General features: G+C 48.7%; 35 protein-coding genes and 1 pseudogene. 30 read left to right on the plus strand and 6 right to left on the minus strand.

The features are described from left to right. The first annotated feature begins 393 nt into the window (after positions 1-393). A complete protein-coding gene (locus tag OP489_RS03240) occupies positions 394-1,797 on the plus strand; it encodes a radical SAM protein (protein WP_266162929.1) in 1,404 nt (467 codons plus the stop codon). A 120-nt stretch (positions 1,798-1,917) separates the two neighbouring features. Here OP489_RS03240 and OP489_RS03245 read toward each other — a convergent pair whose 3' ends face one another. Then, entirely contained in the window at positions 1,918-2,577 is a 660-nt protein-coding gene (locus tag OP489_RS03245; RefSeq protein ID WP_266162930.1) for a Crp/Fnr family transcriptional regulator, read from the minus strand. Positions 2,578-2,667: 90 nt separating this feature from the next. Between OP489_RS03245 and OP489_RS03250 the strand changes: the two genes are divergently transcribed. From OP489_RS03250 to OP489_RS03265, 4 genes are all read left to right on the plus strand, one after another. Further along, entirely contained in the window at positions 2,668-3,372 is a 705-nt protein-coding gene (locus OP489_RS03250) for an ATP-binding protein (protein ID WP_266162931.1), read from the plus strand. Between the two features lie 385 nt (positions 3,373-3,757). Then, a complete protein-coding gene (locus tag OP489_RS03255) occupies positions 3,758-3,877 on the plus strand; it encodes a hypothetical protein (protein ID WP_266162932.1) in 120 nt (39 codons plus the stop codon). Positions 3,878-3,997: 120 nt separating this feature from the next. Next, on the plus strand, positions 3,998-4,342 hold the full coding sequence (locus tag OP489_RS03260; RefSeq protein ID WP_266162933.1) for a cupin domain-containing protein: 345 nt from the start codon (positions 3,998-4,000) through the stop codon (positions 4,340-4,342). Positions 4,343-4,388: 46 nt separating this feature from the next. Then, positions 4,389-4,577: a ferredoxin gene (locus tag OP489_RS03265; protein WP_266162934.1), complete on the plus strand. Its 189-nt coding sequence runs from the start codon at positions 4,389-4,391 to the stop codon at positions 4,575-4,577. A gap of 269 nt (positions 4,578-4,846) precedes the next feature. On the opposite strand, the gene OP489_RS03270 is transcribed toward OP489_RS03265, so the two are convergent. Continuing rightward, entirely contained in the window at positions 4,847-5,974 is a 1,128-nt protein-coding gene (locus OP489_RS03270; protein ID WP_266162935.1) for a tyrosine-type recombinase/integrase, read from the minus strand. A 31-nt stretch (positions 5,975-6,005) separates the two neighbouring features. Here OP489_RS03270 and OP489_RS03275 point away from each other — a divergent pair, with 31 nt between their 5' ends. After that, on the plus strand, positions 6,006-7,061 hold the full coding sequence (locus OP489_RS03275; protein ID WP_266161768.1) for an IS30 family transposase: 1,056 nt from the start codon (positions 6,006-6,008) through the stop codon (positions 7,059-7,061). A gap of 15 nt (positions 7,062-7,076) precedes the next feature. Here OP489_RS03275 and OP489_RS12330 read toward each other — a convergent pair whose 3' ends face one another. Then, the gene (locus OP489_RS12330; protein ID WP_416232463.1) at positions 7,077-7,196 is read right to left on the minus strand and encodes a zinc-ribbon domain-containing protein; all 120 of its coding nucleotides are present in this window, start codon (positions 7,194-7,196) and stop codon (positions 7,077-7,079) included. 303 nt (positions 7,197-7,499) lie between these two features. Between OP489_RS12330 and OP489_RS03280 the strand changes: the two genes are divergently transcribed. Then, complete coding sequence (locus OP489_RS03280; protein WP_266162936.1) at positions 7,500-8,747, plus strand: ammonium transporter; 1,248 nt, start codon at positions 7,500-7,502, stop codon at positions 8,745-8,747. 370 nt (positions 8,748-9,117) lie between these two features. On the opposite strand, the gene OP489_RS03285 is transcribed toward OP489_RS03280, so the two are convergent. Continuing rightward, a complete protein-coding gene (locus OP489_RS03285) occupies positions 9,118-9,585 on the minus strand; it encodes a hypothetical protein (protein ID WP_266162937.1) in 468 nt (155 codons plus the stop codon). A 612-nt stretch (positions 9,586-10,197) separates the two neighbouring features. After that, positions 10,198-10,581: a helix-turn-helix domain-containing protein gene (locus OP489_RS03290; protein WP_266162938.1), complete on the minus strand. Its 384-nt coding sequence runs from the start codon at positions 10,579-10,581 to the stop codon at positions 10,198-10,200. A gap of 118 nt (positions 10,582-10,699) precedes the next feature. Between OP489_RS03290 and OP489_RS03295 the strand changes: the two genes are divergently transcribed. Both OP489_RS03295 and OP489_RS03300 read left to right on the plus strand, forming a co-directional pair. Beyond that, the gene (locus tag OP489_RS03295) at positions 10,700-10,861 is read left to right on the plus strand and encodes a hypothetical protein (RefSeq protein WP_266162939.1); all 162 of its coding nucleotides are present in this window, start codon (positions 10,700-10,702) and stop codon (positions 10,859-10,861) included. Between the two features lie 32 nt (positions 10,862-10,893). Beyond that, entirely contained in the window at positions 10,894-11,061 is a 168-nt protein-coding gene (locus tag OP489_RS03300; protein ID WP_266162940.1) for a hypothetical protein, read from the plus strand. 13 nt (positions 11,062-11,074) lie between these two features. On the opposite strand, the gene OP489_RS03305 is transcribed toward OP489_RS03300, so the two are convergent. Further along, on the minus strand, positions 11,075-11,434 hold the full coding sequence (locus OP489_RS03305) for a hypothetical protein (protein ID WP_266162941.1): 360 nt from the start codon (positions 11,432-11,434) through the stop codon (positions 11,075-11,077). Between the two features lie 245 nt (positions 11,435-11,679). Here OP489_RS03305 and OP489_RS03310 point away from each other — a divergent pair, with 245 nt between their 5' ends. From OP489_RS03310 to OP489_RS03410, 21 genes and pseudogenes are all read left to right on the plus strand, one after another. Next, positions 11,680-11,898: a hypothetical protein gene (locus OP489_RS03310; protein WP_266162942.1), complete on the plus strand. Its 219-nt coding sequence runs from the start codon at positions 11,680-11,682 to the stop codon at positions 11,896-11,898. 92 nt (positions 11,899-11,990) lie between these two features. After that, positions 11,991-12,119, plus strand: a complete 129-nt coding sequence (locus OP489_RS03315; protein ID WP_266162943.1) for a hypothetical protein — start codon at positions 11,991-11,993, stop codon at positions 12,117-12,119. Between the two features lie 99 nt (positions 12,120-12,218). After that, a complete protein-coding gene (locus tag OP489_RS03320; RefSeq protein WP_266162944.1) occupies positions 12,219-12,503 on the plus strand; it encodes a hypothetical protein in 285 nt (94 codons plus the stop codon). Continuing rightward, the gene (locus tag OP489_RS03325) at positions 12,494-13,228 is read left to right on the plus strand and encodes a virulence protein (protein WP_266162945.1); all 735 of its coding nucleotides are present in this window, start codon (positions 12,494-12,496) and stop codon (positions 13,226-13,228) included. The genes OP489_RS03320 and OP489_RS03325 overlap by 10 nt, the downstream gene beginning before the upstream one ends. Continuing rightward, positions 13,197-13,412, plus strand: a pseudogene (locus OP489_RS03330) (DUF4314 domain-containing protein); the annotation flags it as partial. The gene OP489_RS03325 and the pseudogene OP489_RS03330, both read left to right, overlap by 32 nt. Positions 13,413-13,424: 12 nt before the next feature. Next, positions 13,425-13,610: a DUF5049 domain-containing protein gene (locus OP489_RS03335; RefSeq protein WP_266163463.1), complete on the plus strand. Its 186-nt coding sequence runs from the start codon at positions 13,425-13,427 to the stop codon at positions 13,608-13,610. Positions 13,611-13,764: 154 nt separating this feature from the next. Next, positions 13,765-13,932, plus strand: a complete 168-nt coding sequence (locus OP489_RS03340) for a hypothetical protein (protein ID WP_266162946.1) — start codon at positions 13,765-13,767, stop codon at positions 13,930-13,932. 13 nt (positions 13,933-13,945) lie between these two features. Continuing rightward, positions 13,946-14,188: a hypothetical protein gene (locus tag OP489_RS03345; protein ID WP_266162947.1), complete on the plus strand. Its 243-nt coding sequence runs from the start codon at positions 13,946-13,948 to the stop codon at positions 14,186-14,188. Between the two features lie 121 nt (positions 14,189-14,309). Further along, positions 14,310-15,065 carry a MerR family transcriptional regulator gene (locus tag OP489_RS03350; RefSeq protein WP_266162948.1) on the plus strand — a complete coding sequence of 252 codons (756 nt, stop codon included), beginning with the start codon at positions 14,310-14,312 and terminating at the stop codon, positions 15,063-15,065. Between the two features lie 90 nt (positions 15,066-15,155). Next, positions 15,156-16,757 carry a terminase large subunit gene (locus OP489_RS03355; RefSeq protein WP_266162949.1) on the plus strand — a complete coding sequence of 534 codons (1,602 nt, stop codon included), beginning with the start codon at positions 15,156-15,158 and terminating at the stop codon, positions 16,755-16,757. A gap of 19 nt (positions 16,758-16,776) precedes the next feature. Continuing rightward, a complete protein-coding gene (locus OP489_RS03360) occupies positions 16,777-18,099 on the plus strand; it encodes a phage portal protein (protein WP_266162950.1) in 1,323 nt (440 codons plus the stop codon). Next, the gene (locus tag OP489_RS03365; protein WP_416232464.1) at positions 18,035-18,778 is read left to right on the plus strand and encodes a head maturation protease, ClpP-related; all 744 of its coding nucleotides are present in this window, start codon (positions 18,035-18,037) and stop codon (positions 18,776-18,778) included. The genes OP489_RS03360 and OP489_RS03365 overlap by 65 nt, the downstream gene beginning before the upstream one ends. Positions 18,779-18,797: 19 nt before the next feature. Then, positions 18,798-19,991: a phage major capsid protein gene (locus tag OP489_RS03370; protein ID WP_266162951.1), complete on the plus strand. Its 1,194-nt coding sequence runs from the start codon at positions 18,798-18,800 to the stop codon at positions 19,989-19,991. 21 nt (positions 19,992-20,012) lie between these two features. Beyond that, positions 20,013-20,324 (plus strand): head-tail connector protein, encoded by a 312-nt coding sequence (locus OP489_RS03375; protein ID WP_266162952.1) that lies wholly within the window; start codon positions 20,013-20,015, stop codon positions 20,322-20,324. 1 nt (position 20,325) lies between these two features. After that, positions 20,326-20,661, plus strand: coding sequence for a head-tail adaptor protein (locus tag OP489_RS03380; protein ID WP_266162953.1), 336 nt, complete (start codon positions 20,326-20,328; stop codon positions 20,659-20,661). A gap of 1 nt (position 20,662) precedes the next feature. Continuing rightward, positions 20,663-21,097, plus strand: a complete 435-nt coding sequence (locus tag OP489_RS03385; RefSeq protein WP_266162954.1) for an HK97 gp10 family phage protein — start codon at positions 20,663-20,665, stop codon at positions 21,095-21,097. Beyond that, a complete protein-coding gene (locus tag OP489_RS03390) occupies positions 21,094-21,432 on the plus strand; it encodes a hypothetical protein (protein WP_266162955.1) in 339 nt (112 codons plus the stop codon). Before OP489_RS03385 ends, OP489_RS03390 begins: the two co-directional genes overlap by 4 nt. 3 nt (positions 21,433-21,435) lie before the next feature. Beyond that, positions 21,436-22,035 (plus strand): major tail protein, encoded by a 600-nt coding sequence (locus OP489_RS03395; RefSeq protein WP_266162956.1) that lies wholly within the window; start codon positions 21,436-21,438, stop codon positions 22,033-22,035. Positions 22,036-22,048: 13 nt separating this feature from the next. After that, positions 22,049-22,438: a hypothetical protein gene (locus tag OP489_RS03400; protein ID WP_266162957.1), complete on the plus strand. Its 390-nt coding sequence runs from the start codon at positions 22,049-22,051 to the stop codon at positions 22,436-22,438. Then, positions 22,435-22,626 (plus strand): hypothetical protein, encoded by a 192-nt coding sequence (locus tag OP489_RS03405; RefSeq protein WP_266162958.1) that lies wholly within the window; start codon positions 22,435-22,437, stop codon positions 22,624-22,626. Before OP489_RS03400 ends, OP489_RS03405 begins: the two co-directional genes overlap by 4 nt. A gap of 18 nt (positions 22,627-22,644) precedes the next feature. After that, positions 22,645-25,071: a phage tail protein gene (locus OP489_RS03410; RefSeq protein WP_266162959.1), complete on the plus strand. Its 2,427-nt coding sequence runs from the start codon at positions 22,645-22,647 to the stop codon at positions 25,069-25,071. Positions 25,072-25,081 lie beyond the last annotated feature (10 nt).

The raw sequence follows: 25,081 nt of genomic DNA on the forward strand, positions 1-25,081 counted from the left end.
CATTACCGATGTCCTACTTTTTAGCAAGTGAAAAATTTGTATAGTTGTTGTGTAAATAAAAAAGAGGTGCAGCCGTTATGGCTGTGCCTTTTTTGTTTAATTGTTTTTAATGTACCACAAAAAGCCTGATTATAATTGCAAAAAATTGTTTTGTCCGGATTTGGTTCCTCAATTCTTCCAAAATTCTCTTAATTTATTTTGTATGATTGACTTTATAAAACAGCAAAAATACAACTTTCCCTTTTACGACACTTTGACGATTTTGGGTAGCTTCGTTTGGGCGTTTCGTATTGATTTATAAGAATCAAAGTGTTATACTCAACAACATAGAAAATCAGTATGATGAACAGTTAGAAATGTTCAAGTACAAGAAGTTTGAGGAGGCTTTTATTTATGGATAGCATTACACATGCAATGCAGCGAAAAGCGTTTGAAGTGGCAATCGATGCTGCAATCAAATATACCAATCATGATCGCTCCAAAGCTTTGCTGCAGCTGGTCGACTTGACGGAGAAAATACTTGGTGATGTGTGGAAACCAGAAGCTTACGCTCAACTGCGCAATATTTTTAGTAATCCAGACAGTAAATGGATGAAATTTGCGAATAACCTTTTGGATAATACAGACCCGAAACTGCTTAAAATGGCTATGCTCAATCTGGGCTATGAAGCAGGTTTTCGTGGATTCCATATTGCAGAAGAGAACTCTAAAAAATATGGCTGCGCAATCCCGTGGATTATCCTTTTTGATCCAACCAGTGCCTGCAACCTGCATTGCACCGGTTGTTGGGCTGCCGAATATGATCGTCAGCTGAACCTTTCCTTTGAAGATATGGACAGCATTGTCACACAGGCCAAAGAGCTTGGAATTCATGCATTCCTTTTGACCGGCGGCGAGCCGCTCGTCCGCAAAAAGGATGTCATTCGTCTGTGCGAAAAGCACAATGATTGCGCTTTCCATGCTTTTACAAATGGTACTTTGATCGATGACGATTTCTGCAAGGAAATGCTTCGCGTTGGTAACTTTGTTCCTTCTGTCAGCTTGGAAGGCTTTGAAGAAGAAAATGATGCAAGACGCGGCAAGGGCGACTTCCAGAAGGTCATGCATGCACTTGATCTGATGAAGAAATATAAGCTTTTGTATGGCACTTCTATCTGCTACACCAGTCAGAACTACAAGACGGTAACTTCTGATGAATTCTTGGATATGATTATTGCAAAAGGCGTTACTTATACCTGGTACTTCCATTACATGCCTGTTGGGAATGACGCTTCCACCGATCTGCTTCTGTCGCCGGAACAGCGGGAATATATGTATCACCGTGTGCGTGAGATTCGTGACTATGAAGGCGGAAAACCGATTTTCGCAATCGATTTCCAGAACGACGGCGAATTTGTCAATGGCTGTGTAGCTGGAGGAAAAGAGTATTGTCATATCAACCCGAACGGTGATGTGGAGCCTTGTGTCTTTATTCATTATTCCAGCGCAAATATCCATGACAAATCTTTGATCGAATGCCTACAGCAGCCGCTCTTTAAAGCTTATCAGGCAGCACAGCCGTTTAATGATAATATGCTGCGCCCTTGCCCGATGCTTGAAAATCCGGAAACACTCCAGCGCTTGGTAACGGCAACGGGTGCAAAATCTACTGATATGGAATCTCCGGAAAGCTGCCAGCATCTTTGTGGAAAATGTGTTCATTATGCTGAAGAATGGGAGCCTACTGCTGAGAAGCTTTGGCTCAAGGGACATCCGACAGGACAAAAAGATTCTCGTGTGGACGAACTAAATAAATAACTTTTTCTGATTATAAACATAAAATCCGGAATGCTATCACATTTTATGATAGCATTCCGGATTTTTCTATTTTTAAAAAGAATTTCAAAATGGAGACGCTGTTAACCTGCAAAAGTTCTTTTATAACAACGTAAAATGGTTTTTTTGAAAAGAAATTACGTTATCTTTCCTTAATTTAGACAATTCTGCAGACATTGCACTTCTTTCGACGGAAAGATAATCTGCAAGTTCCTGGCGGTTAAAAGGAATGTTAAAATGATTGCTTTTTGCCTTATTTGCTTCAGCGGAGAGATAAGCCAAAAGTTTTTCACGAGTGGTACGTTTTGATATAAATTCAATTTTCTGCGTAAGCGCGATGTTTTTTATAGAAACAATACGCAGCATATTCTGAATCAATTTGCTGTGAAAAGTACAAGCTTTCGCACATGGAGTCGCTAGCTTGCAGTAGTCGATCAATAGAAGTTCACTTTCAGTTGTCGTAATTACACTGACCGGCAGCGTTTTTACATTTGCGCAGGCAAAGGATTCTCCAAACAAATTTCCTGCGCCGATTTGTGAAAGAATACTTCTATTCCCGTAATAGTCGTCCTGAACGATTTGAATTTGGCCCGCTAAAACAATGCCAAACCGATCTGCACTTTGACCGCTAAAAAATACAGTTTCACCTTTTTTAAAATCAATTTTTTTCATACCTAAGCAGGACAAAAGTGATAACAAATCCGATTCTTCTATGTCTTTAAATAGTTCAGATGTTTTTAGTATCTCTAAATAATTTTTCATAAAGCCCTCTTATGTTGGAATTCCAACAGATTTATTAGATTGATTATAGTAAACTAAACTCGAAAAATCAAGATAATGGGAGTGAAAATAATGATTAGAAAAATAATTAGAATTGATGAAGAAAAATGTAATGGTTGCGGACTATGCGCAAAAGCTTGCCATGAAGGTGCAATTGGAATGATAAACGGCAAAGCAAAACTTCTGAGGGAGGATTATTGTGATGGCCTGGGAGATTGCTTGCCGGCATGCCCTGCGGGAGCAATCAGCTTTGAGGAACGCGAAGCGAAGAAGTATGATGAGATTTCTGCTGGAAAAAGTAAGTTGGAAAAACAAAAAGAGATACTAGCTTGCGGGTGCCCTGGGACACAATCCAAAGCAATTTGCCACGAAGCTGAGGGAAAGTTTGTTCCTTTGAATAGGAATGAAAATAAAAGTCAGCTTTCTCAGTGGCCTGTTCAGATCAAGCTTGCACCAGTAAATGCACCGTATTTTAATGATGCAAACCTACTGATTGCTGCCGATTGTACCGCTTATGCTTATGGGGATTTTCATAACCGGTTTATCAAAAATAAAATTACTTTAATAGGCTGCCCAAAATTGGATGAAGGGGATTACAGCGAGAAACTGACAGCAATTATTAAAAATAATCAAATTAAAAGTGTTACAGTTGTCAGAATGGAGGTCCCTTGCTGTGGTGGAATTGAAAATGCAGTAAAAAGAGCACTCCAAAACAGCGGAAAATTCATTCCATGGCAGATTGTTACGATTTCGACCGAAGGTAAAATTATGGATTAAGAGTTAAAATGCAGTCTTATATTTTGCTTTAATTTTTTAGGCAATATAAATTTTGGTTGTAATTATAAAAATATTTGTTACAATAATGGTGAAATCTGGAATAGTGTGCAAAATTTATTTCGATAAGGGCAAAAATCTTTGCTTAAATAAGCAGATATATGAATTGTAAAGTAGAGATCCGGGAATTACTAGACTGTTGGAAGTAAATGGACTTTTGAAAACTCTATATCTGGATATTCACAGCAGCGGATAAGTTATGTTGCAATCAATAAAATGAGCAAACATTTTATTTGAAATTATAAAGTTAAGGAGGAATTTACGTGAGTACAGCTGCACAACGGCAATTATTGGTCGAAAAGTTTCTAACTGTTATTCCCCGGCAAGTGTGCATATTGTCGAAAGACTTGTGGAGAATTTTAAAGTCGGCCCCAAAAGCAGTGAAGATTTTTGGATCAATATGGGCGAAAAATATATTCTCATCCGGGACTTTTGCCGTACGCAGTGAAAGAAGTGAATATCTTGGTGTGTTCGAAGTGACTCAGAATATCAGACATATTTAGGAGATCAAAGAAGAAAAGCGTCTGGTTTCAGAGTGACCGAAGAATTAAAAAAGGTGGTTCAGAGGATGGAAACACATTATTTAAAAAATATTGAATTTGAGAATGTACTGGAGTTGCCCTCGCTGGTGGAATACCAGCAGGGACAAGTTGTGAGCCGAACTTTTGTACAAAACAAAGTTGTGAGTATTACCCTGTTCGCATTTGATGAAGGGGAAGAAATAAGTTCCCATTCTTCAGACGGAGACGCAATGTTGATGATCCTTGAAGGTGCCGCACGTATTACAATTGGGAATCAGGAGTTTTCACTTAACAAAGGAAAGACGATTGTGATGCCCGCGGGAATCCCTCATGCTGTGGCGGCGGATGGAAAGTTCAAGATGCTGCTAACAGTTGTATTTCCTCAGCCGTAAACATTTTTATGTTGATTATATTATGCTCGGAAAGGAGGGGAATTTTATGAAAGCAAAACTGGACAGAAGTGGCTGTATTTCCTGTGGACTCTGCGCAGAAACATGTCCTGAAGTTTTTCGCATTGCCAATGATGGAGTAGCTGAAGTTTATCAGGAAGATGTCCCAGCAGGGATAGAAGACAAAGCAGTTGAAGCACAGGAAGGATGCCCTGTTTCGGTCATTACGGTCGAATAATCATTTTTCACTGAATAAAAAAGCAAGTGGTGGCCTCTAAAAAGAGAGTCATCGCTTGCTTTTTTAAGTTTCACTGTTCCTTAGGTAGATAACATTTTTTAATCGAACGCTTTTGTTGAAAAAGATAGACTGCCAGCTGTTTTTACAAAAAGTTTTAGTAACGGCTAGAGACCTATTTTCGATCATACTCCCTTAGCAGGGGAAACAAAAATCCAGGTACAAAGCCATTTGCTGCAATAATAGTGGGAATAGGGTGGGAATAGAATAAATTAAATCTGGTTTGCAGCTTCTATTTTGGACTGTAAAGATAGGCGATTATAGTTATCAATCGCTGTTTTATATTGTGCGTGACCGCCCATAGCAGCGATCAGTGCAGGGTGTACTTTGTGTTCTGCAAGCAGGGTAAAGTAGGTGTGCCTGCATGTTTGAGGCGGTAATTTGCGAATTTCGAGCCGGGAGATGGTGTCCCAATATTCAGAATAGAATGTGTCAAGATTTTTTTCAATGAGTCTTTCTTTTCCCATAAGGTAAAATTTTTGTACGATAGGAAATATAAAATCATTGATTGGAATTTCTCTGTCACGGCCGGCGGAAGTTTTCTCGCCGCCTACCATATAGCGTTTGTCTAAATAGACATGATCCTTTTTAATTCCAAATAGTTCGCCGACTCGCATTCCGGTATAGATCATAATTAAGATGTATCCGGAGAAGTCATGGGCAACGGCTTTTCCCTCCGGGCATTGACCATTATAATCGTCCCAGAATTTTGCAATATCCTTTTCGGAGAATGTTTGACGCTTTGCAGTAGGAGCGTCGGGCAATTCAATGTACTCGGATTTATTAGAAGATTCAATTTCGGATTTTATGGCAATCTCATACAGATGGGAAAATAAGACTTTGATATCTCGTGCCGGATAATAGGATTGAGTGGTAGCATCGATGATGTCCTGCATCGACTTTACAGTGAGATCCGATATCTTTGTGAGCTGCATTTGCTCGATCTTATTCCATGCAAATTTCATCTTGTCTTTTTGCGATTGGCTGAGCTTATCATATTTTTTAGTAGCTTGATATTCCTTGTACAGATCAAAGAGGGTCATCGATTTTTTATGATCGGTGGTATGCTTTAATTTTTGGATGGCGAGTATCGCATCTTTTTTCTTTTTGCAGGTAATGGTTTTCCTTTGCTTTTTCGAAATTCCATTTTCTTTGTAATAACCGATTACGACTTCCGCTTTATAGTTCCCATTAGGAAGCTTATAAACAGTTCCGGTGCCGTTTCCTCGTTTCTTTACATTGTGCTCAATATTTAGAATTGGTCGGTTGTAAAATGAAGTTGGACACTTGAACAGAAAAATCCACAGTGATTTTCCTACATGGTAGAATGGAGTTATCACACACTCAAACTGCCAGAGGAGGACAATCACTATGGACTGCCCAGATTATATCACAGTGGAGCCAGAACGCAAGCCGGGACAGCATTTACAGCGAGAAGATAGAGGCGCAATTGAGCGGCTGCGCCGCCTTGGCTACTCAAATCGTGCAATCGCCAGAGAGCTTAACTGCTCACCAAGCACTGTAGGAAACGAGCTGCGTCGGGGCACACCGCCCCGCAAGAGCAACAAAGGCCGAGTGCCGGGCTATTCCGCAAAGCGAGGACAGGCGGTGTACAGGTCAAACAGGAGCCGGTGCCATAAGCCCCATAAGGTGGATAGCTGCACTGCTTTCATCGACTGGGTCGTGCAGCGGGTCAGAGAGCATCGCTGGTCTTTGGATGCCTGCGTGGGTTATGCAAGGCTTCACATGTTATTCAAGGAAAATGAGATGATGAGCACTAAGACTCTCTACAACGAACTGTGGGCTGGAGGCTTGTCATTATCTCTGTTTGAGGTGCCGGATGCCCTGAAACGCCGTAACACCAGAGGAAAGAGCCGAATCAACAAGCGTCCCAAGGGTCGTAGTATTGAGGAACGTCCCGATGAGGTCACTGCCCGTACTGTGCCGGGTCACTGGGAAGCCGATACTGTCGTTGGCCTACGAAACGGCAAAGAAGCGGTTGTATTTACTCTCGTTGAAAGAGTGACTGACAACTACATTGCCATGCAGATTGCCGGAAAGACCAGCGAGGATGTACAAGCCGCTATGCAGGCGCTTCACGCCGAGTTTGGCGACCATTTCAGCAGTGTTTTCAAAACCATCACTGCCGATAACGGCTCAGAGTTTGAGAACTTCGCTCAGACTGAACAGTGGGGCACAATGGTTTACTTTACACATCCGTATTCGTCATGGGAGCGCCCTGTAAACGAGCGCCACAATGGCCTGCTGCGGGACTTCATTCCCAAGGGAACCTCCATTGAAAAGTTCTCCCCGGCGCAGGTCCTGACCTTTGCTGACGAGCTAAATGGGCGCCCACGCAGGCGGCTTGGATACCAGACACCGGAGGAGCTTTTTGATGCTTTCTTGGACGGCGTCTACGCTGCATGAACCCTCGCTACCATTCTACCGGGGGTGTCCAACTTGCACTTGCAATTTACGAATATTTAGAATTCGTTTTTTACCGCAAAAAGGGCAAAAGGTCCAGTCGTCGGATAGAATTTGATTGCAGTTGCTACAGCGCATAGTATCACCTTATGAAATAAAGATTGTTAATTAATAACAAGATATAATTTTGTTTAGTATAAACTCTTTTTAAAAAAATGAAAAGATGTGTTTGTAAAACCGCAGAAATCGGGACTTAATTATGTTTAAAATAAGTTATTTTTCTAAAAATGAACAGTCACGTTGCGAATTACAGAATATATGGTATAATTAAAGTACATTTAATCGAGATATAAATAATAATGGCAATGAAGCCATCCGCCGCAGAAATTTTTGTTTTTGCGGCGGATGGCTTTTTTTATTTTAAATATTGGAGGATTTTGGATGAATGGTATCAATTCGGGTGACATCGCGTGGATGCTGACTTCTTCAGCGTTGGTTTTAATTATGACCCCAGGGCTTGCTTTCTTTTACGGCGGCATGGTAAAAAAGAAAAACACCGTCAATACGATGATGTCTTCCGTATTTGTAATGGGACTGGCATCCCTTTTGTGGGTTCTGATCGGTTTTTCATTGGCTTTCAGCGGCGGAAAAGATGGTTTGATTGGAAACCTCAATTGGTTTTGCCTGAATCACACAGAAGAAACGGCGGATTCCGCTTATCCGCCAACCATATTATGCTTCGCAATTTTTCAAATGATGTTCGCCATCATTACACCAGCTCTAGTTACCGGTGCTATCGTGGAGCGGATGCGTTTTTCAGCGCTTTTTATCTTTATCGCTGTGTGGTCGATTATTGTATATTATCCGATGGCTCACATGGTGTGGGGAGGCGGTTTGCTTCAGCAGCTTGGGGCGATCGATTTTGCAGGCGGCGATGTTGTACATATCAGTTCCGGTGTCAGTGCGCTTGTGGCAGCTCTCGTCATTGGGAAAAGGAAAAGTTACGGGAAAGGTTCTTGTCAGCCGCATAATGTTCCCTTTGTGCTTCTTGGTGCGTCGCTGCTGTGGTTCGGTTGGTTCGGGTTTAACGCGGGCAGCGCGGGCGCGGCAAATGCGCTTGCAATTCACGCTTTCATGACTACAAATACGGCGGCCGCTGCGGCCATGCTTTCCTGGATGCTAATTGAAAAGATTCGGAGCGGAAAACCGACGCTCGTCGGTGCCAGCACGGGGCTTGTTCTCGGGCTTGTGTCCATCACGCCCGGTGCGGGATATGTTCCGATCTGGTCATCTATTATAATTGGTGCGCTGGTAAGTCCCATCTGCTATTTCTTCATCACGGTCGTGAAACCCAAATTTGGGTATGATGATTCACTAGATGCATTTGGCTGCCATGGGATAGGCGGAATCTGGGGAGGCATTGCCACCGGCATTTTTGCAACCAGGGGAGTCACTGATCTCGTCGGTAATTATGATGGCCTTATCTATGGACAATGGCAGCTGTTTGTTCGTCAGCTGATTGCAGTCGGAGTCACCGTTGCCGTCGCTGTCGTTGGAACTTTGATTGCATTGGGAGTAGCCAAACTCTGTGTACGGAATCTTCGAGTTTCCGACGAGGATGAAGCTATTGGTCTGGATATGTCGGAGCACGGGGAATCTGCTTATTCGTTACTCGATGACAAGGACTAAACTTTGTTTTTAGAGCTCATGTTTGATGGAATGATTGCAGTTACTACAACATAAAATGCCACCTTGCTCGGCTAAATTAAGAGTCGGGTAAGGTGGCATTATTTATATCTTAATCATTAAGATGCTGAATTATGTAACCTGCTTCTGCCTGGGTAAATTTTCTTCGATCAATTTTTATTATTCAAGCTTTCTAAAAGTTCCATTTCTTTTTGCTGATTTTTAAAATGTAGAAACCTTAGATATTGTGATCAGGTATTGGAAAGCAAAAAGCTGTGAGTACCAAAATGGTACTTGCGGTTCTATGCTCTCCATTAGTGGGGTAACTCTTTCGATTTGCTAATTAGGAAATCATCCATCACCCCTTTTGTCGTTATTTTTGCTTTTCGAGCTTAATCGTTGTAGTCGTTCCCATTGCGGAGGCTTCATAGCTTAACACGCCATTTTGGTATGTTATGGTTTTAGTATCATCACCCGACGCGAGTATGGCGCTTTTAGTTTTGCTATGGTCATTCTTTGAATCCCATTTATATGGTTCGTCAGCAACAGTCGGAGCAACAAAAGTTCCAGCCCAATAAAGTGATTTTGTGTCGCCGTTATCACTTACCCAATAAATTTCAATCGTATCGCCACTAATTGTCGCAGCTTGGTAGGAGCTATCCGATTTACTGTTTGTTTGTTTCCAATTGCCCGTCAGGTCAGGTGCTTGGATTTTTTTGCTTTCGACTGAGCTTACTTGTGTACTGTCGGTGTTATGTGAGTTTGTAGACGTGGAGCCACACCCAGGAAGCACAGTGATGAGCAGAGCCGCGCAAAGGGTAATGATTGCAAGTTTTTTCATTTTTGTTACACTCCTAAATAGTATTTTTGAGTTTAGCGTCTTTTTCTATACGCTTCATAATATGACATGTAATTTTCGCGAGGGCTTTTACTATGTTGTTCAATGATATAAATTTTTCAGAAACTATTTTTATGGGGATACCTTAGCTGCAGTGCTTGCAGTTTTTGAAGAATCGGACGAACTTCCACACCCGGAGCATATACATACATCCATTGTTGCGGCCATCAATATGGCCAAAATCTTTTTCATAAAATTTCCTCCTAAACTAATATAAAAGTACATGCCAAAAACTAATATATACCAATATATTCCAAAGTTCAATATATTAATCCTAATTATTATATTGCTATGCTAGTCATGTCCCATTTTTGGGACATGAGATTTAAAAAAGCATATTTATTATATTTTTATAGTTGATTTGCGCGAATGTATGTTCTATAATAAAAAAGCTACCGAAACAAATGTGCGGACTCTTGGAGATGGAAATACATGGAAGATCAAATTTATCAAAATGATATTATTCGAATGGTACAGAAAATTGATGATCCTATAAAGTTAAAGAGAATATTAGATCTAGTTTCCTATTTGTTTCACAAATAAAAAAGCGCCGACTTAATTGTCGGCGTTTTCTTTTTTATTAGGAAGATTCTTGCGTACTTCTTCAATTATTTTATATAATGTTTCCCATTGGGAATCATCCAACTTGGCGAAGGCTTTAAAAACGGCCTTCGCCGTTTCATTTTCTCCTGACATGATTCGGTCGAATACAGCAGTAGTTGCCATATCGTCATCAAGAAACATATCACCGACACCATCGACTAACCATGCGTGGGAGACGTTAAATTCCCGGCAAATAGATAAAGCCATCTGCTCAGTAATATTGCGAGTTCCCTTTTCTAATTTGGATACGCCACCTCCGGTAATTCCTAAACGTTTGGCAAATTCATCTTGTGTAAGGCACAGTGCCCTGCGCAATTCTTTTATACGTTCGTTCATGTTTTCACCTCCTGTACTTATAATAGCATAAAATTGTACTAAGTCAAGAAAAAAGTATTGACTTTTTGAACTAAGTACTGTATTATTTGTACAGAGGACAGAAAAGAGGTGACAAAGTATGACAAATCAATCAATTAAAGAACTTTCGGCAGAAGCGTTTACCAAACTTTCGGCGGCCGGTAAGAATTACATAGAGGGCTATATGCGTGGGTATCTTATGGCTCATCAGGCAGATACAAAGATTAATTGTAATCCGGAGCCGGAACGAAAGTCCGCATGACCGCGAACCATTAAAAAGAAAAGGAAGTGAAAATGATGGCAAAAAATGAAATCAAACTTGATCTTGTGATCACGAACACTGATGACATTCTTGCATATGCAAAACGTCTGGATGAAATTTCTAAGGAACTCACAGCGATTGCCTATAAGCTGCAGGCAAAGCTTGGAGCAAAAGAAGAGCAGCCAAAGGTGGGGGCCTAAGGCTGCTAGTCAATTAGGAATTTTGTAGTGCGAAAGCAGAATCATTTACTGCATCCATTAACTTGTTGAACTGAATATCTGTCCATTGTTGGGAATGATCGGTTGCATAATCGTGTACAAGCTCATCTGCAAATGCGTCAAACTGTTTGAATATGATTTCAGCTTCATTACGCATAAGTATTTCATGTTGAGCCCAGTAAAGAGCCTCTGCCGCTGACATTTTGCTTGATGCTCTTTGCAGGTAAGCAATCGCAGCAGGTAGGTTTGTATTATCAGGCATTGCATAATCATCAGCTTGTTTAGCGTATAAGACTGCCGATCGGACAAGTTGCTTAAATGATTCAATAATTTGAATTTCAATATCCTGATCCATTATATCTCATCTCCTTTCCACTTCTATTCTACAGCGGATGAAAATGGAAGACAAGCTGACATAATGGGTGAAAAGGAAAGAAAGTGAAATATGAAATCTTTTATGCACTTGCTAGGCTTTGTGCTTGGCGCTGTTATTACTTATTTTGTAATGATAAAAATGATGCTACCGTAACCAAATTAGTTAGAAAGCCAGATAATCCAATTCGGGTGACAGTGAACCATTAAAAGAAAGAGGTCAAAAAAATGACGTTATCAGAAATTGCAAAAATACCAAAACAGACCCTTACAATTGCGCAAGTCTCAGAGGTGCTTGATGCTGCTCCGCAGCTGCTAAGACTTCAAATCCGGGAAGACAAAGAAACCGGAATCAATAGTCTTGGATTTCCAACCATTGTGACCGGGACCAGAATTAAAATTCCAAAGATTCCGTTTCTGGAATTTATGGGTTGGAAAGATCCATAAAAAAGATATTGCTGTGACTAAATTAGTTGGAAAGCCGGACAATCCGGTCTGCATAAAAATGTAGAACGATCAAAAAGGGAGATTAGAAAAGAATGATTGAAATAGAAAGTGAAAATCAGATGAAAATGAGAAAAAATCTTGAAAAAATTGTAGAACTGCTTCCCAACGTGGTGTTTGTGCTTTCCGGCATTGTGTATTACACACAGCTTGAGGGCGGATAATCCGGCGGTTCTTTTACAGAGAAATGTGCGGGAACCGCTTGCTATTCCATGCTTTTAGAGTGATATATGTTACTACCAAATAGAAAGGTGGTAACGTTCATGCAAAACAAAAGCTTTGAAAAAGCAGTGGAAAGTTTCATGGAACAGCGGATTGCTGACTGCGGAATGCGCGGCAGTGACAGCCTGCAGGAAGCTTATCAGCAGTTTGAGCAGGCGGTGCGCGCATTAAAATCCATGCTCACGCCCGAACAAGCAAAAGCGCTTGCGAAATTGGAGGATGCGTATTCACTGGTTGACGGTGAAACGACAAACTGCTACTACCGTGCCGGGTTTTCCGATGCGGTGGAATTTTTACTTGGATGGAGGGATGGAAAATGGAAATAAGGTTTAATCGAACCGGCGCGGAGCGAAAAGCGCTGGTCACGGCAATCGGAGAAATTTTAGAAATGAAACCGAAATACTGCGGAATGCCGAGCGCGTCCTATCAAATCGGTGCTTTCAATGTTGACAGGAGCGGAACGGTTTCCTTTGATGAGCGGCAATGCGGTGCTGATGCTGAAAACCTCCTCCACACCCTTGCAGACAGGGGCTTCACCGCCAAAAGGATGCCTGACACTGCCGTGGAAGCGGAGGGCAGGAACATATTCGAAAGAGCGGACGAAGCCGCAGAAAATGCGCCGCAGGGCGAAACGTCGGGGCTTACAGTGACGATTCCGAGAGAGACCCTTTCGGATACGGCCATTGAGAACCTAAAAAGAATTGTGGCTTCCAAATCCGCTTTGCTGAAAAAGGCGCTCGGAACAGACAGCCTTCGGATTGAAGTGTCTGATGAGCAGGTGTCCTTCCCTTGGTTTGCACAGACGGATGGGGATTCTGTAAAGGCATACACCCACCTTGTTGCGGCTCTTTGCGAAATGGCAATGCACGCTAAGCGTGTGACTGCCACAGAAAAGGAAACCGAAAACGAGAAGTACGCATTCCGCTGTTTTCTCCTCCGGCTGGGATTTATCGGAGCGGAATACAAGGCAGAACGAAAAATCCTGCTGAAAAACCTCACGGGTTCCTCAGCGTTTAAGAATGGAGGTGCTGACCGTGCGCTTTCCGAGTAAAGAAATTGTCGAGCGGGTGCGCAGGGAATATCCCGCCGGCACCCGTGTGGAGCTTATTAAAATGGACGATGCGCAGGCCCCGCCCGTCGGCACAAAAGGCACGGTTATGGGCGTAGATGACACCGGCTCCCTTCTCATGCGATGGGACAATGGCAGTAGTCTGAATGTGGTTTACGGAGAGGACATTGTCCGCAGGCTGCCTGTTTTAAGCGATACGGTCAAAAAGCAGATTCTGGCCGTGCGTGACACCGGGCGGACGAATATGTTCGATGTCAACATGGTGCAGCGCATTGCGTATGACATGGAATTCTATGAACTGGTGACCTATCTTGAGGAACATCGCCGCGAATATGCGCACTTCATGCTCACCGGAGAGGGATAATGCTGTAACCTACACAATTTTAGTGGCGGCAAGGGGCTTCATATTCGTGTGGTTTACGGCAGAATATATCGCGTAATGGACTTGCTATTCCGGGCGTTCAGAGTGATATATGTACATGCCGAAAGGCACATAACACTTTTTCAGGGAGGAACCCATGATGGATTACAGGCAGATGATTCGAGAACAGCTTGGCGAAGGCTGGCGCTTTATCAAAGCATACAATGCTTTTGAAAACGGTGAGATGCGCATCATTGCGGCGGACGAAACCGGGCGGGAGCACCGCTACATTCTGGTCGACGGGAAGCTGACCGAAAAACCGTAAGGAGGACTCGACCATGTGGAGCGAAGGCATTATCACAGACCCGACGACGGGCAGCAAGTACAAATACTGGGTAAAACACTATGAGGAGCCGAGCGAGACGTTCGGCATCGACGGCGGCAAAATAAGCAAACTCACCATCCGCAAGTTGAACGACAGCCGCGATGTCGTGAACTACGACAGGGGCTGGGACGTGCATTGTCCCGACGAATACGAGATCAAGGCGGTATACGCCACCATACTCGAAAAGTACAACTAACCACAGAAACAACCGAGGACACCCCATATGGGGCTGTCTCTCGTTTCAAAATATTTTTCAAAAAGGTATTTACATTGACGTTACGTCATAGTTTACAATAAGATTCAAGGAGGAAACGTCAATGGAATACACCATCAACCAGCTTGCAAAACTGGCAGGCGTCAGTACCCGGACGCTTCGCTATTATGACCAGTGCGGCCTGCTTCCGCCGAAGGCCGTGCGCTCCAACGGGTACCGGATTTACGGAGAAACGGAAGTAAACCGGCTCCAGCAGATTTTATTCTACCGGGAACTGGGCGTGGAACTGTCGGAAATCGGGCGCATTTTGGCGGAGAAGGATTTTGACGGGCTGTCCGCCCTGCAGAATCATCTTTCCGCTCTGCGGGAGAAGCGTGTCCGGCTGGACTGCCTGATTGACAATGTTCAGAAAAGCATTTCGGCAATGAAAGGAGAAACGGAAATGACAGACGAGGAAAAATTCGAGGGCTTTAAGGAAAAGCTGATTTTGGACAACGAGCAAAAATACGGCGAGGAAATCCGCGAAAAATACGGGGATGAAACCGTCGATCGCTCGAACGCCAAGCTCAAGAACATGACCAAAGAGCAGTACGGCGAGCTGGAAGCCCTGACGCAGGAACTGAACCGTACCCTAAAGGCAGCCTTTGCGCAGGGCGACCCCGGAAGCGAGCTGGCGCAGAAAGCCTGCGCGCTCCACAAGAGGTGGCTTTGCTTTTACTGGGACCATTACAGCAAAGAAGCGCACATGGGCGTTGCACAGATGTATGTGGACGACCCGCGGTTCACCGCGTATTATGACGCCATCGCGCCCGGATGCGCCGTGTTCTTAAGGGACGCGGTTCGGATTTTCTGCGCGTAGCATCAACAAAATCATTCAGCCAAAAGGTGACGGGCAAAACAGTCCGCCGCCTTTTTTGTGTGCATTTTTACGGAAAGGAGGCAGTGCGCCATGCGAAAGCTGAAGAAATACAAGCCTACCAGATTCATGGCAAAAACCTCACGCTACGATGAAAAAGCCGCGGATTACGCCGTCATGTTCATTGAATCCCTCTGTCACACAAAAGGCACATGGGCGGGCAAGCCCTTTGAACTGATCGACTGGCAGGAGCAGATTGTAAGGGACATCTTCGGCATTTTGAAAAAGAACGGTTACCGGCAGTTTAACACGGCATATATCGAGATACCGAAGAAACAGGGAAAGTCGGAACTGGCGGCCGCGGTTGCACTGCTCCTCACCTGCGGCGACGGCGAGGAGCGCGCCGAGGTGTACGGCTGTGCCTCCGACCGGAACCAGGCAAAGATCGTATTTGATGTTGCCGTGGACATGGTGCGCTTTTGTCCTGCGCTTGCCAAGCGCGTGAAAATACTGGAATCGCAGAAGAAACTGGTGTATAAGCCGACCAACAGCTTCTACCAGGTGCTTTCGGCGGATGTGGCGAACAAGCACGGATTCAACACCCACGGCGTGATATTCGATGAACTGCACACCCAGCCCAACAGAAAGCTGTTTGACGTCATGCTGCAGGGCTCCGGAGACGCAAGGATGCAGCCGCTGTACTTTCTGATTACGACGGCGGGCAATGATACAAATTCTATCTGCTATGAGGTGCATCAGAAAGCCCTGGACATCCAGGCAGGACGCAAGGTCGACCCCACCTTCTATTCCGTGATTTACGGTGCGGCGGAAAATGAGGACTGGACGGATCCGGAGGTCTGGAAGAAAGCCAACCCTTCCCTGGGCATCACGGTCGGCATCGACAAGGTGAAAGCTGCCTGTGATTCCGCAAAGCAGAATCCCGGCGAGGAGAACGCGTTCCGTCAGCTGCGTCTCAATCAGTGGGTGAAACAGTCGGTGCGCTGGATGCCGATGGATAAGTGGGACGCCTGCGCATTCCCGGTCGATGAGGAAAGCCTTGAAGGCCGCGTCTGCTACGGCGGCCTTGATCTCTCCAGCACAACGGACATTACGGCTTTTGTTCTGGTGTTCCCGCCGCAGGATGAAGCGGACAAATACAGCGTCCTTCCGTACTTCTGGATTCCGGAGGAAACGGTCGCTCTGCGTGTCCGCCGTGACCATGTTCCCTATGACTTATGGGAGCGGCAGGGACTTATCATGACCACGGAAGGCAATGTCGTGCATTACGGCTACATCGAGAAATTTATTGAGCGGCTCGGAGAGCGTTTCAATATCCGGGAGATCGCTTTTGACCGATGGGGTGCTGTGCAGATGGTGCAGAACCTTGAGGGCATGGGCTTTACGGTCATTCCGTTCGGGCAGGGATTTAAGGATATGAGTCCGCCCACCAAGGAACTGATGAAGCTGGTGCTGGAAGAGAAAATCGCCCACGGCGGTCACCCAGTTCTCAGATGGAATATGGACAACATCTTCATCCGCACCGACCCCGCCGGCAACATCAAGGCGGACAAGGAGAAATCCACAGAGAAAATTGACGGCGCGATTGCCACGATTATGGGGCTTGACCGTGCCATTCGCTGCGGGAACGACACGGGTGAAAGCGTATACGACACCAGAGGGCTTCTGGTGTTTTGAGGAAGGAGCGTGATGAGAAATGAGTATATTTTCGGGACTGTTCAAATCAAGGGACAAACCTGAAAACAGGACTTCGGGCAGCAGCTATGCCTTTTATCTCGGCGGTTCTTCCTCCGGCAAGCTGGTGACCGAGCGCTCTGCGATGCAGATGACGGCGGTGTATGCCTGTGTGCGTATCCTGTCGGAGGCGATTGCGGAGCTGCCCCTCCACCTCTATCGCTACAAGGAAGGCGGCGGCAAGGAAAAAGCCATCGGCCATCCGTTATACCTTCTGCTCCATGACGAGCCGAATCCGGAGATGAGCTCATTCGTGTTTCGTGAAACGCTGATGACTCATCTTTTGTTATGGGGAAACGCCTACGCCCAGATCATCCGCAACGGCAAAGGCCAGGTCATTGCCCTGTATCCGCTGATGCCGAATAAAATGACGGTCAACCGGGACACGAACGGGCAGCTGTATTACCAGTACCAGCGGTCGTCCGATGAGGCGCACACCATGAAAGGCAGTATGGTGATTCTTCAGCCTTCCGATGTGCTGCACATTCCGGGGCTTGGCTTTGACGGGCTGGTGGGCTACTCGCCCATCGCGATGGCAAAAAACGCCATTGGGCTTGCAATTGCCACAGAGGAATACGGCAGCAAGTTCTTCGCCAACGGCGCGGCGCCGAGCGGTGTCCTGGAGCATCCCGGCACCATCAAGGACCCCAGCAAGGTGCGTGAGAGCTGGCAGCAGACCTTCGGCGGCTCGGCGAACAGCAATAAGATCGCCGTGCTGGAGGAAGGCATGAAATACACGCCGATCTCCATTTCACCGGAGCAGGCGCAGTTTTTGGAAACACGCAAGTTCCAGATCAACGAGATCGCGCGGATCTTCCGTGTGCCGCCGCACATGGTCGGAGATCTGGAAAAGTCCAGCTTCTCCAATATTGAACAGCAGAGCCTGGAGTTTGTGAAGTATACGCTGGACCCATGGGTGATCCGCTGGGAACAGTCCATTCAGCGGCGGCTCCTGACTCCCGACGAAAAAAAGTCCTATTTTGTGAAATTCAATGTGGAAGGCCTGCTCCGCGGGGATTACGCCAGCCGCATGAACGGCTACGCGACGGCAAGGCAGAATGGCTGGATGTCGGCAAACGATATCCGGGAACTGGAAAACCTCGACCGCATCCCCGCAGAACAAGGCGGCGACCTGTATCTCATTAACGGCGCAATGACCAAGCTTGCTGACGCCGGCGCTTTCGCGGGTACAGACAACAACAGAGAGGAGGAACAATCCGATGGAAGAAATGTTTTGCAAGCAAAACAGGAAGTTTTGGAAGTGGAAGAATCAGACGGGCGATGAGCCGTCCGCAGAGCGGGTCCTTGAACTGTACGGCACGATTGCCGAGGAAAGCTGGTTTGACGATGACATCACACCGGCTGCGTTCCGCGAGGAGCTTTTCGCGGGAAGCGGCCCCATCACCATCTGGATCAATTCGCCCGGCGGAGACTGCATCGCCGCCAGCCAGATTTATACCATGCTGATGGATTACAAGGACGATGTCACCGTAAAGGTGGACGGCATCGCGGCGTCCGCGGCATCGGTCGTGGCGATGGCGGGAACCAAAGTGCTGATGGCGCCCACGGCTCTCATGATGATCCACAACCCGGCGACGATAGCGTTCGGCGACCACGCCGACATGGCAAAGGCAATTAATATGCTCTCCGAAGTCAAGGAAAGCATCATCAACGCCTATGAAATCAAGACGGGGCTTTCCCACGCACAGCTATCGCACATGATGGACGACACCACATGGATGAACGCCAAAAAAGCCATCGAACTCGGATTTGCGGATGATATCCTGGCGGATGAAAAACGCGGGTCCGCAGCGGACACCGAGGGATATGCGTTCTCCGCCTCAGCGGTGGAACGCACCCTCATGAATAAGCTTTCCGGCAAAGCCTTCCGCAAGCCGGAAAAACAACCGAAAGGGCGCCCGGTCGATGAACTGAAAGCGTCCCTTTACAAAAAACTGCTGTAAAGCAAGGAGGATTTTTATCATGACGATTACCGAAATGAGAAACAAAAGAGCCAAGCTGTGGAATACGATGGAGGGCTTCCTCGATACCCACAGGAACGAAATGGGCGTACTTTCCGCGGAGGATGATGCCGCCTATGCCAAAATGGAGCATGACCTGGACAGCCTCACCAACGAGATCAAGCGCATGGAGCGCCGGGACGCCATCGAAGCGGAACTGAACAAGCCCGTGAACAGCCCTATTACCGAAGTACCTGAACGCACCGCGTCCCTTAAGCCGGAGAAGGCCGGCAGAGCTTCTGACGCCTACAAAGAGGACTTTGACCGCCACCTGCGCGGCAAGGTACCGCTGCACAACGTTTTGTCCGAGGGCGTGGACGCAGACGGCGGCTATCTGGTGCCGGAGGAATTTGAAACCCAGATTGTGACCGCCCTTGAAGCAGAGAATGTGATCCGCTCCCTCGCCAAGGTCATCACCACACAGCACGAACGCAAAATTCCCATTGCCACAGGCCACTCCACCGCGCAGTGGACGGCGGAGAACGCCGCATACACCGAGAGCAATCCGACCTTCGGGCAGAAGCAGATCGACGCCTTTAAGCTGACCGACCTCTGCCGTGTCAGCGTGGAGCTTCTGCAGGATTCCGCATTCGATATTGAAGATTACCTCATGAATGAATTTGCCAGAGCCTTCGGCATCGCCGAGGAGGAAGCATTCTGCGTGGGAACCGGAACGAACCAGCCTACGGGTATCTTCACCGCGAACGGCGGCACTGCCGGTGTGACCGCGGCGGCACAAAACGCCATCACGGCGGACGAGCTGATCAGCCTTGTGTATGCGCTGAAATCCCCGTACCGCAGGAACGCAAGGTTCCTCATGAACGACGCGACCATTTCCGCCATCCGCAAGCTGAAGGACTCCAACGGTGTATATCTGTGGCAGCCCTCCCTGCAGGCGGGTGAACCTGACAAGCTGCTCGGCTACGACCTGTACACTTCTCCTTATGTGCCGGCGATGGCAGCGGATGCCTATACCGTGGCGTTCGGCGATTTCAAAAATTACTGGATCGGCGACCGTGCGGGCAGAACCGTGCAGAGACTGAATGAGTTGTATGCCACCAACGGTCAGATCGGTTATGTGGCTACGGAACGCGTGGACGGCAAGGTCATCCTGACGGAAGGCATCCAGCTTCTGCAGATGAAGGCAGGCTCTTAATAAAGGAAGGAGGCGGCGGAGATGAAAACTCTGCTTGAAAAGGTCAAAGCCAATCTGATTCTTTCGCATACGGAAGACGACGAGCTTCTGCAGCTGTACATCACCGCCGCCGTCCGTTATGCCGAAAGCTATCAGCACATTTCGGCGGGCTATTACACAGAAAATACGATGCCGGCAACTACCGAGCAGGCGGTCATCATGCTGGCAAGCCATTTTTATGAATCAAGGGACGGTTCCACGGGCGGCTTTTTTGCCGATTCCGTGCAGGCGGGCCGGCAGGTGTGGGATACGGTCAATCTGCTTCTGCGGCTTGACCGGGATTGGAAGGTGTGACATGAGCTACGGCAAAATGAATACCTTCATCGACATTATCTCCATCGCCCCTTCAAAGGACGCGGACGGCTTTGTCACCACGGGCGACCACGTTGTTGCATCCGTGCGGGCGTACAAGGAAGACCGCCACGGCAACGAGCGATGGGCAAATATGGCGGCTTTCAGTGAAGCAACCGCCCTCTTCCGCTTTCGGAAAATTCCCAGCGTCGAAGTCAGTCCGTCTCTCTTCATCGTCTGTGAAGAGAAGCGCTATCGGATTACCAGCGCGGAGAACGTGCGCGGGCGCGGGATGTATGTGGAGTGCCTGTGCGAGCTGGTGGAAAGGAGCGTGAACTGATTTGGCTCGGGCTGAAATGAAAATGCCGGAGGACTTTCTCTTGAAGGTTTCCCGGCTGAATGAAAAAACAGACGAAATCCTGCCCCGTGTGCTGGAAGCCGGCGGGCAGGTCGTGCTGGAGCGGGTAAAATCCAATCTCTCCGCCGTTGTCGGGAAAGGCACGAAAATCCCGAGTCGCTCCACCGGCGAACTGGAAAGCGCGCTGGGGCTTTCGCCCGCCAAACCCAAGCGGAACGGCTCGGGCTGGGACATCAAGGTCGGCTTTGCCGAGCCGCGCTCCGATGGGGATTCCAATGCGAAAATCGCCAATATTCTCGAATACGGCAAACACGGACAGCCGCCCAAGCCCTTTCTCAAACTGGCGAAAACCCAGAGCCGCAAGGCCTGTATCGAAACGATGAAATCAAAGCTGGACGAGGAGGTGCGGAAAACATGAGCGTGCTTTCGGAACTCAATACGCTTCTCACGCCCATTCTCCCGGTGGAGACGGGCGTTTTTTCCGGCGTTCCGCCCGACGAATATCTGGTGCTGACGCCGCTGACGGACGATTTCGCCCTCTTTGGCGACAACGCACCGCTGATGGATGTGTCGGAGGTGCGGATTTCGCTCTTTTCCAAGGGCAACTATCTTCAGCGCAAACGGCAGATTACGCAGGCGCTTTTGAACGCCGGCTTCACCGTCACCGGACGCACCTATGTCGGGCATGAGGACGATACCGGCTATCACCACTGGGCGATTGACATCGCGCAGTCTTATGAAACGGAGGAATAAATTATGGCGACTATTGGGCTGGATAAGCTCTATTACGCAAAAATCGCCGAAGCCGAGGATGGAGAGGAAACCTATGACACGCCCGTCATCCTCGCGAAGGCCATCTCGGCGGAACTGTCCGTGGAGCTTGCCGAAGCGACCCTTTACGCGGACGACGGCGCGTCGGAGGTGGTCAAGGACTTCAAGTCCGGCAAGCTGACGCTGGGCGTGGACGATATCGGCATCACCGCCGCGCAGGATCTCACGGGTGCGGCGGCGGACGACAACGGGGTGCTCATTTCCGCCGGCGAGAACATCGCCCCGCCGGTGGCGATCGGCTTCCGCGCTCTGCGGGCAAACGGCAAGTACCGCTATTTCTGGCTGTACCGCGTCATTTTCGGCATCCCTGCGACTAACCTGCAGACAAAGGGCGACTCCATCACCTTTTCCACGCCGAGCATTGAGGGCACGGTCATGCGCCGCAACAAGCCGGACACCAAGGGAACGCATCCGTGGAAGGCGGAGGTTTCCGACGGTGCCACGGGCGTTACGTCCGAAACCATCACCGGCTGGTTCGGGCAGGTGTACGAGCCGACCTACACCGAAGCACCGGCCGGCGAATAAGGAGGGCTGACGCATGGAAAACGAACGAAGTGCCGTGATTACCATCGGCGGAAAAGACTATGAGTTGATTCTCACCACCCGCGCCACCAAGGAAATTGCCAGACGCTACGGCGGGCTGGAGAACCTCGGTGAAAAGCTGATGAAGTCCGAAAACTTTGAGATGGCACTGGATGAGATCGTCTGGCTGATTACCCTGCTGGCAAATCAGTCCATTTTGATTTACAACCTCAAAAACAAGGACGCACCGCAGGAACTGCTCACCGAAGAGGACGTGGAACTGCTGACCTCGCCGCTGGATCTGGCGGCGTACAAAAACGCCATCACCGAGGCGATGTTCAAGGGTACAGCGCGGAACGTGGAGAGTGAAAGCGACGGCGGCGCAAAAAACACACCGGGCGCGTGACCACTGAAGAAGTATTCACGCGCCTGCTCTATTACGGAACAGTGCAGATGGGCATGGGCGCGGAGGAATTCTGGCTGATGCCCATCGGCCTGTTTCTGGATTTATGGGCCTGTCACAAGCAGTTTCTCGGCATGGAAAAGCCGAAGCAAATCTTTTCGATTGACGATATCATCCCGCCGGGGATTTAACAGGGAGGTGAGCGGCGGATGGCGGATAATTTCGGCCTGAAAATCGGCGTGGAGGGCGAAAAGGAGTTCAAAAAGGCGCTCTCGGACATCAATCAGTCTTTCAAGGTGCTCGGCTCGGAAATGACGCTGGTCACCAGCCAGTTTGACAAACAGGACAAATCCGTGCAGGCGGCCGTCGCCCGGAATGAAGTCCTCAATAAGCAGATCGACGCCCAGAAGGCGAAAATCGAAACCCTGCGCGCCGCGCTGCAAAACGCCTCCGACTCCTTCGGCGAAAACGACCGCCGCACCCAGAACTGGCAGATTCAGCTGAACAAGGCGCAGGCGGAACTCAACGGGATGGAGCGCGAGCTTTCGCAGTCCACCGAGGGCGCGGACAATTTAGGGAACGAACTCAAGGAAAGCGGCGACGAGGCGGAAAAGTCTGGTTCCAAGTTTGAAAAGCTGGGCGGCGTTTTAAAGGGCGTCGGTGTGGCGATGGGCGCGGTCGTGGTCGCCGCCGGTGCCGCCGCCGTCAAGCTCGGCAAGGAAGTGGTCGCCGCTTATGCGGATTACGAACAGCTGGTGGGCGGCGTGGACACGCTGTTCAAGGATTCCAGCGCGGCCGTCCAGAGCTATGCCGCCAACGCCTTCCAAACCGCCGGCATGTCCGCCAACGAATACATGGAAACGGTCACGAGCTTTTCGGCCAGCCTCATCCAGTCTCTCGGCGGCGACACCGCCAAGGCGGCCAAGGCCGCGGACACGGCGATCACCGACATGGCGGACAACGCCAACAAAATGAGCACGGACATTTCCTCCATCCAGGATGCCTATCAGGGCTTTGCCAAGCAGAACTACACGATGCTCGACAATTTAAAACTCGGCTACGGCGGCACAAAAACCGAGATGGAGCGCCTGCTCGCCGACGCCGAGAAGCTGTCCGGTCAGAAATACGACATCAGCAATTTAAACGATGTGTACGCGGCCATCCATGTGGTCCAGACGGAAATGGGCATTACGGGGACGACGGCAAAGGAAGCAACCGAAACCATCAGCGGGTCAATCGCCGGGATGCAGTCCGCCATCGGCAACCTGACGGCAGGTCTGGGTGACGCGGACGCGGATATTCAGCTGCTGATCGGCAATGTGGTGGAAGCCTTTCAGAATGTAGTCAAGAACATTACGCCGGTGATTGAGAACATCGTCGCCGCCCTGCCGGCCGCTCTGGACGGGATTTTGCAGGCGGTGGGAGAACTGCTCCCCACGCTGCTGTCTACCGTGGTCAGCCTGTTCACGCAGGTGCTCGACACGCTTCTGACGCTTCTGCCCCAGCTGATTCCCGCGGCGGTGGACGCGGTCATGACCATCGTATCCGCTCTCATCGACAGCCTGCCGCTCCTCATCGACGCGGCGGTGCAGCTGGTGACGGCGCTGGTGGAGGGCATCGGCTCGGCCCTGCCGGAACTGATTCCCGCGGCGGTGAACGCCGTCACCACCATCGTGCAGGGACTGATTGACAATCTCCCGATGCTGATGGAAGCGGCGCTGCAGCTCATTCTCGGTCTGGCGCAGGGACTGCTCGACGCCATTCCGCAGCTGGTAGCGGCATTGCCCGCCATCATCACCGCGCTGGTGAATTTTCTGGTCGGCTCGATTCCGCAGATTGTCCAAGCAGGGATTCTGTTGCTGACCGCCCTTGTACAGGCTTTGCCGCAGATCATCGAAGCGGTGACGGCGGCGATTCCCCAGATTGTGGACGGCCTTGTAAACGCGCTGATCCTTTCCATCCCCCTCATTGTGGAAGCGGGCGTCAAGCTGCTCATCGCGCTGATTCAGAACCTGCCGCTCATCATCACGACGGTCGTTGCCGCCATTCCGCAGATTGTCGCCGCGCTGTCGAACGCCTTCGCCGGCAACACCGGGAAAATCATCACGGCGGGCGTCAGGCTGCTGGTTTCGCTGATTGCCAATCTTCCCTCCATCATTGTGGCAATCGTCAGGGCGGTGCCGCAGATCGTGGCGGGCCTCGTCCGGGCGTTCACCGGGTACATCGGGCAGATGGCGCAGGTGGGCGGCAACCTGATCAAGGGCCTGTGGCAGGGCATTTCGGACGCCAGCGCGTGGCTGTGGAACAAAATCAGCGGCTTTTTCGGCGGCATCGTGGACCGCATCAAGGACTTTTTCGGCATCCATTCGCCCTCGACGCTGTTCGCCGGTCTTGGCCGAAACATGGGCGAAGGCATCGGCGTGGGCTTCGAGGACGCGATGGCTTCCGTGTCGCGTGAGATGCAGAACGCGATTCCCAGCAGCTTTTCCGTAAATGCCGGCGCGTCCGGGCGGGCGGTTTCCGCGGGAACGAGCATCACGCAGAATATCTCGGTGGTTACTCCCAAGGCGCTGTCCGAAAAGGAGCTTGCCCGAGAGTTTAAGAACCTCTCGCGCAAGCTGGCGCTGGAGTACTAAAGGAGGGACG

This window comes from Caproicibacterium sp. BJN0003, assembly GCF_026314295.1.
Lineage (GTDB): Bacteria > Bacillota > Clostridia > Oscillospirales > Acutalibacteraceae > Caproicibacterium.

Coding starts and splice junctions, on each gene's coding strand:
- OP489_RS03345 (WP_266162947.1), top strand. CDS start 13,946: ATGTGGAGCGAAGGCATTATCACAGACCCGACGACGGGCAGCAAGTAC.
- OP489_RS03315 (WP_266162943.1), top strand. CDS start 11,991: ATGATTGAAATAGAAAGTGAAAATCAGATGAAAATGAGAAAAAATCTT.
- OP489_RS03305 (WP_266162941.1), bottom strand. CDS start 11,434: ATGGATCAGGATATTGAAATTCAAATTATTGAATCATTTAAGCAACTT.
- OP489_RS03375 (WP_266162952.1), top strand. CDS start 20,013: ATGAAAACTCTGCTTGAAAAGGTCAAAGCCAATCTGATTCTTTCGCAT.
- OP489_RS03250 (WP_266162931.1), top strand. CDS start 2,668: ATGATTAGAAAAATAATTAGAATTGATGAAGAAAAATGTAATGGTTGC.
- OP489_RS03275 (WP_266161768.1), top strand. CDS start 6,006: ATGGACTGCCCAGATTATATCACAGTGGAGCCAGAACGCAAGCCGGGA.
- OP489_RS03340 (WP_266162946.1), top strand. CDS start 13,765: ATGATGGATTACAGGCAGATGATTCGAGAACAGCTTGGCGAAGGCTGG.
- OP489_RS03355 (WP_266162949.1), top strand. CDS start 15,156: ATGCGAAAGCTGAAGAAATACAAGCCTACCAGATTCATGGCAAAAACC.
- OP489_RS03240 (WP_266162929.1), top strand. CDS start 394: ATGGATAGCATTACACATGCAATGCAGCGAAAAGCGTTTGAAGTGGCA.
- OP489_RS03390 (WP_266162955.1), top strand. CDS start 21,094: ATGAGCGTGCTTTCGGAACTCAATACGCTTCTCACGCCCATTCTCCCG.
- OP489_RS03290 (WP_266162938.1), bottom strand. CDS start 10,581: ATGAACGAACGTATAAAAGAATTGCGCAGGGCACTGTGCCTTACACAA.
- OP489_RS03325 (WP_266162945.1), top strand. CDS start 12,494: ATGGAAATAAGGTTTAATCGAACCGGCGCGGAGCGAAAAGCGCTGGTC.
- OP489_RS03410 (WP_266162959.1), top strand. CDS start 22,645: ATGGCGGATAATTTCGGCCTGAAAATCGGCGTGGAGGGCGAAAAGGAG.
- OP489_RS03260 (WP_266162933.1), top strand. CDS start 3,998: ATGGAAACACATTATTTAAAAAATATTGAATTTGAGAATGTACTGGAG.
- OP489_RS03265 (WP_266162934.1), top strand. CDS start 4,389: ATGAAAGCAAAACTGGACAGAAGTGGCTGTATTTCCTGTGGACTCTGC.
- OP489_RS03370 (WP_266162951.1), top strand. CDS start 18,798: ATGACGATTACCGAAATGAGAAACAAAAGAGCCAAGCTGTGGAATACG.
- OP489_RS03320 (WP_266162944.1), top strand. CDS start 12,219: ATGCAAAACAAAAGCTTTGAAAAAGCAGTGGAAAGTTTCATGGAACAG.
- OP489_RS03350 (WP_266162948.1), top strand. CDS start 14,310: ATGGAATACACCATCAACCAGCTTGCAAAACTGGCAGGCGTCAGTACC.
- OP489_RS03285 (WP_266162937.1), bottom strand. CDS start 9,585: ATGAAAAAACTTGCAATCATTACCCTTTGCGCGGCTCTGCTCATCACT.
- OP489_RS03245 (WP_266162930.1), bottom strand. CDS start 2,577: ATGAAAAATTATTTAGAGATACTAAAAACATCTGAACTATTTAAAGAC.
- OP489_RS03365 (WP_416232464.1), top strand. CDS start 18,035: ATGGAAGAAATGTTTTGCAAGCAAAACAGGAAGTTTTGGAAGTGGAAG.
- OP489_RS03380 (WP_266162953.1), top strand. CDS start 20,326: ATGAGCTACGGCAAAATGAATACCTTCATCGACATTATCTCCATCGCC.
- OP489_RS03295 (WP_266162939.1), top strand. CDS start 10,700: ATGACAAATCAATCAATTAAAGAACTTTCGGCAGAAGCGTTTACCAAA.
- OP489_RS03300 (WP_266162940.1), top strand. CDS start 10,894: ATGATGGCAAAAAATGAAATCAAACTTGATCTTGTGATCACGAACACT.
- OP489_RS03360 (WP_266162950.1), top strand. CDS start 16,777: ATGAGTATATTTTCGGGACTGTTCAAATCAAGGGACAAACCTGAAAAC.
- OP489_RS03400 (WP_266162957.1), top strand. CDS start 22,049: ATGGAAAACGAACGAAGTGCCGTGATTACCATCGGCGGAAAAGACTAT.
- OP489_RS03310 (WP_266162942.1), top strand. CDS start 11,680: ATGACGTTATCAGAAATTGCAAAAATACCAAAACAGACCCTTACAATT.
- OP489_RS03395 (WP_266162956.1), top strand. CDS start 21,436: ATGGCGACTATTGGGCTGGATAAGCTCTATTACGCAAAAATCGCCGAA.
- OP489_RS12330 (WP_416232463.1), bottom strand. CDS start 7,196: ATGCGCTGTAGCAACTGCAATCAAATTCTATCCGACGACTGGACCTTT.
- OP489_RS03280 (WP_266162936.1), top strand. CDS start 7,500: ATGAATGGTATCAATTCGGGTGACATCGCGTGGATGCTGACTTCTTCA.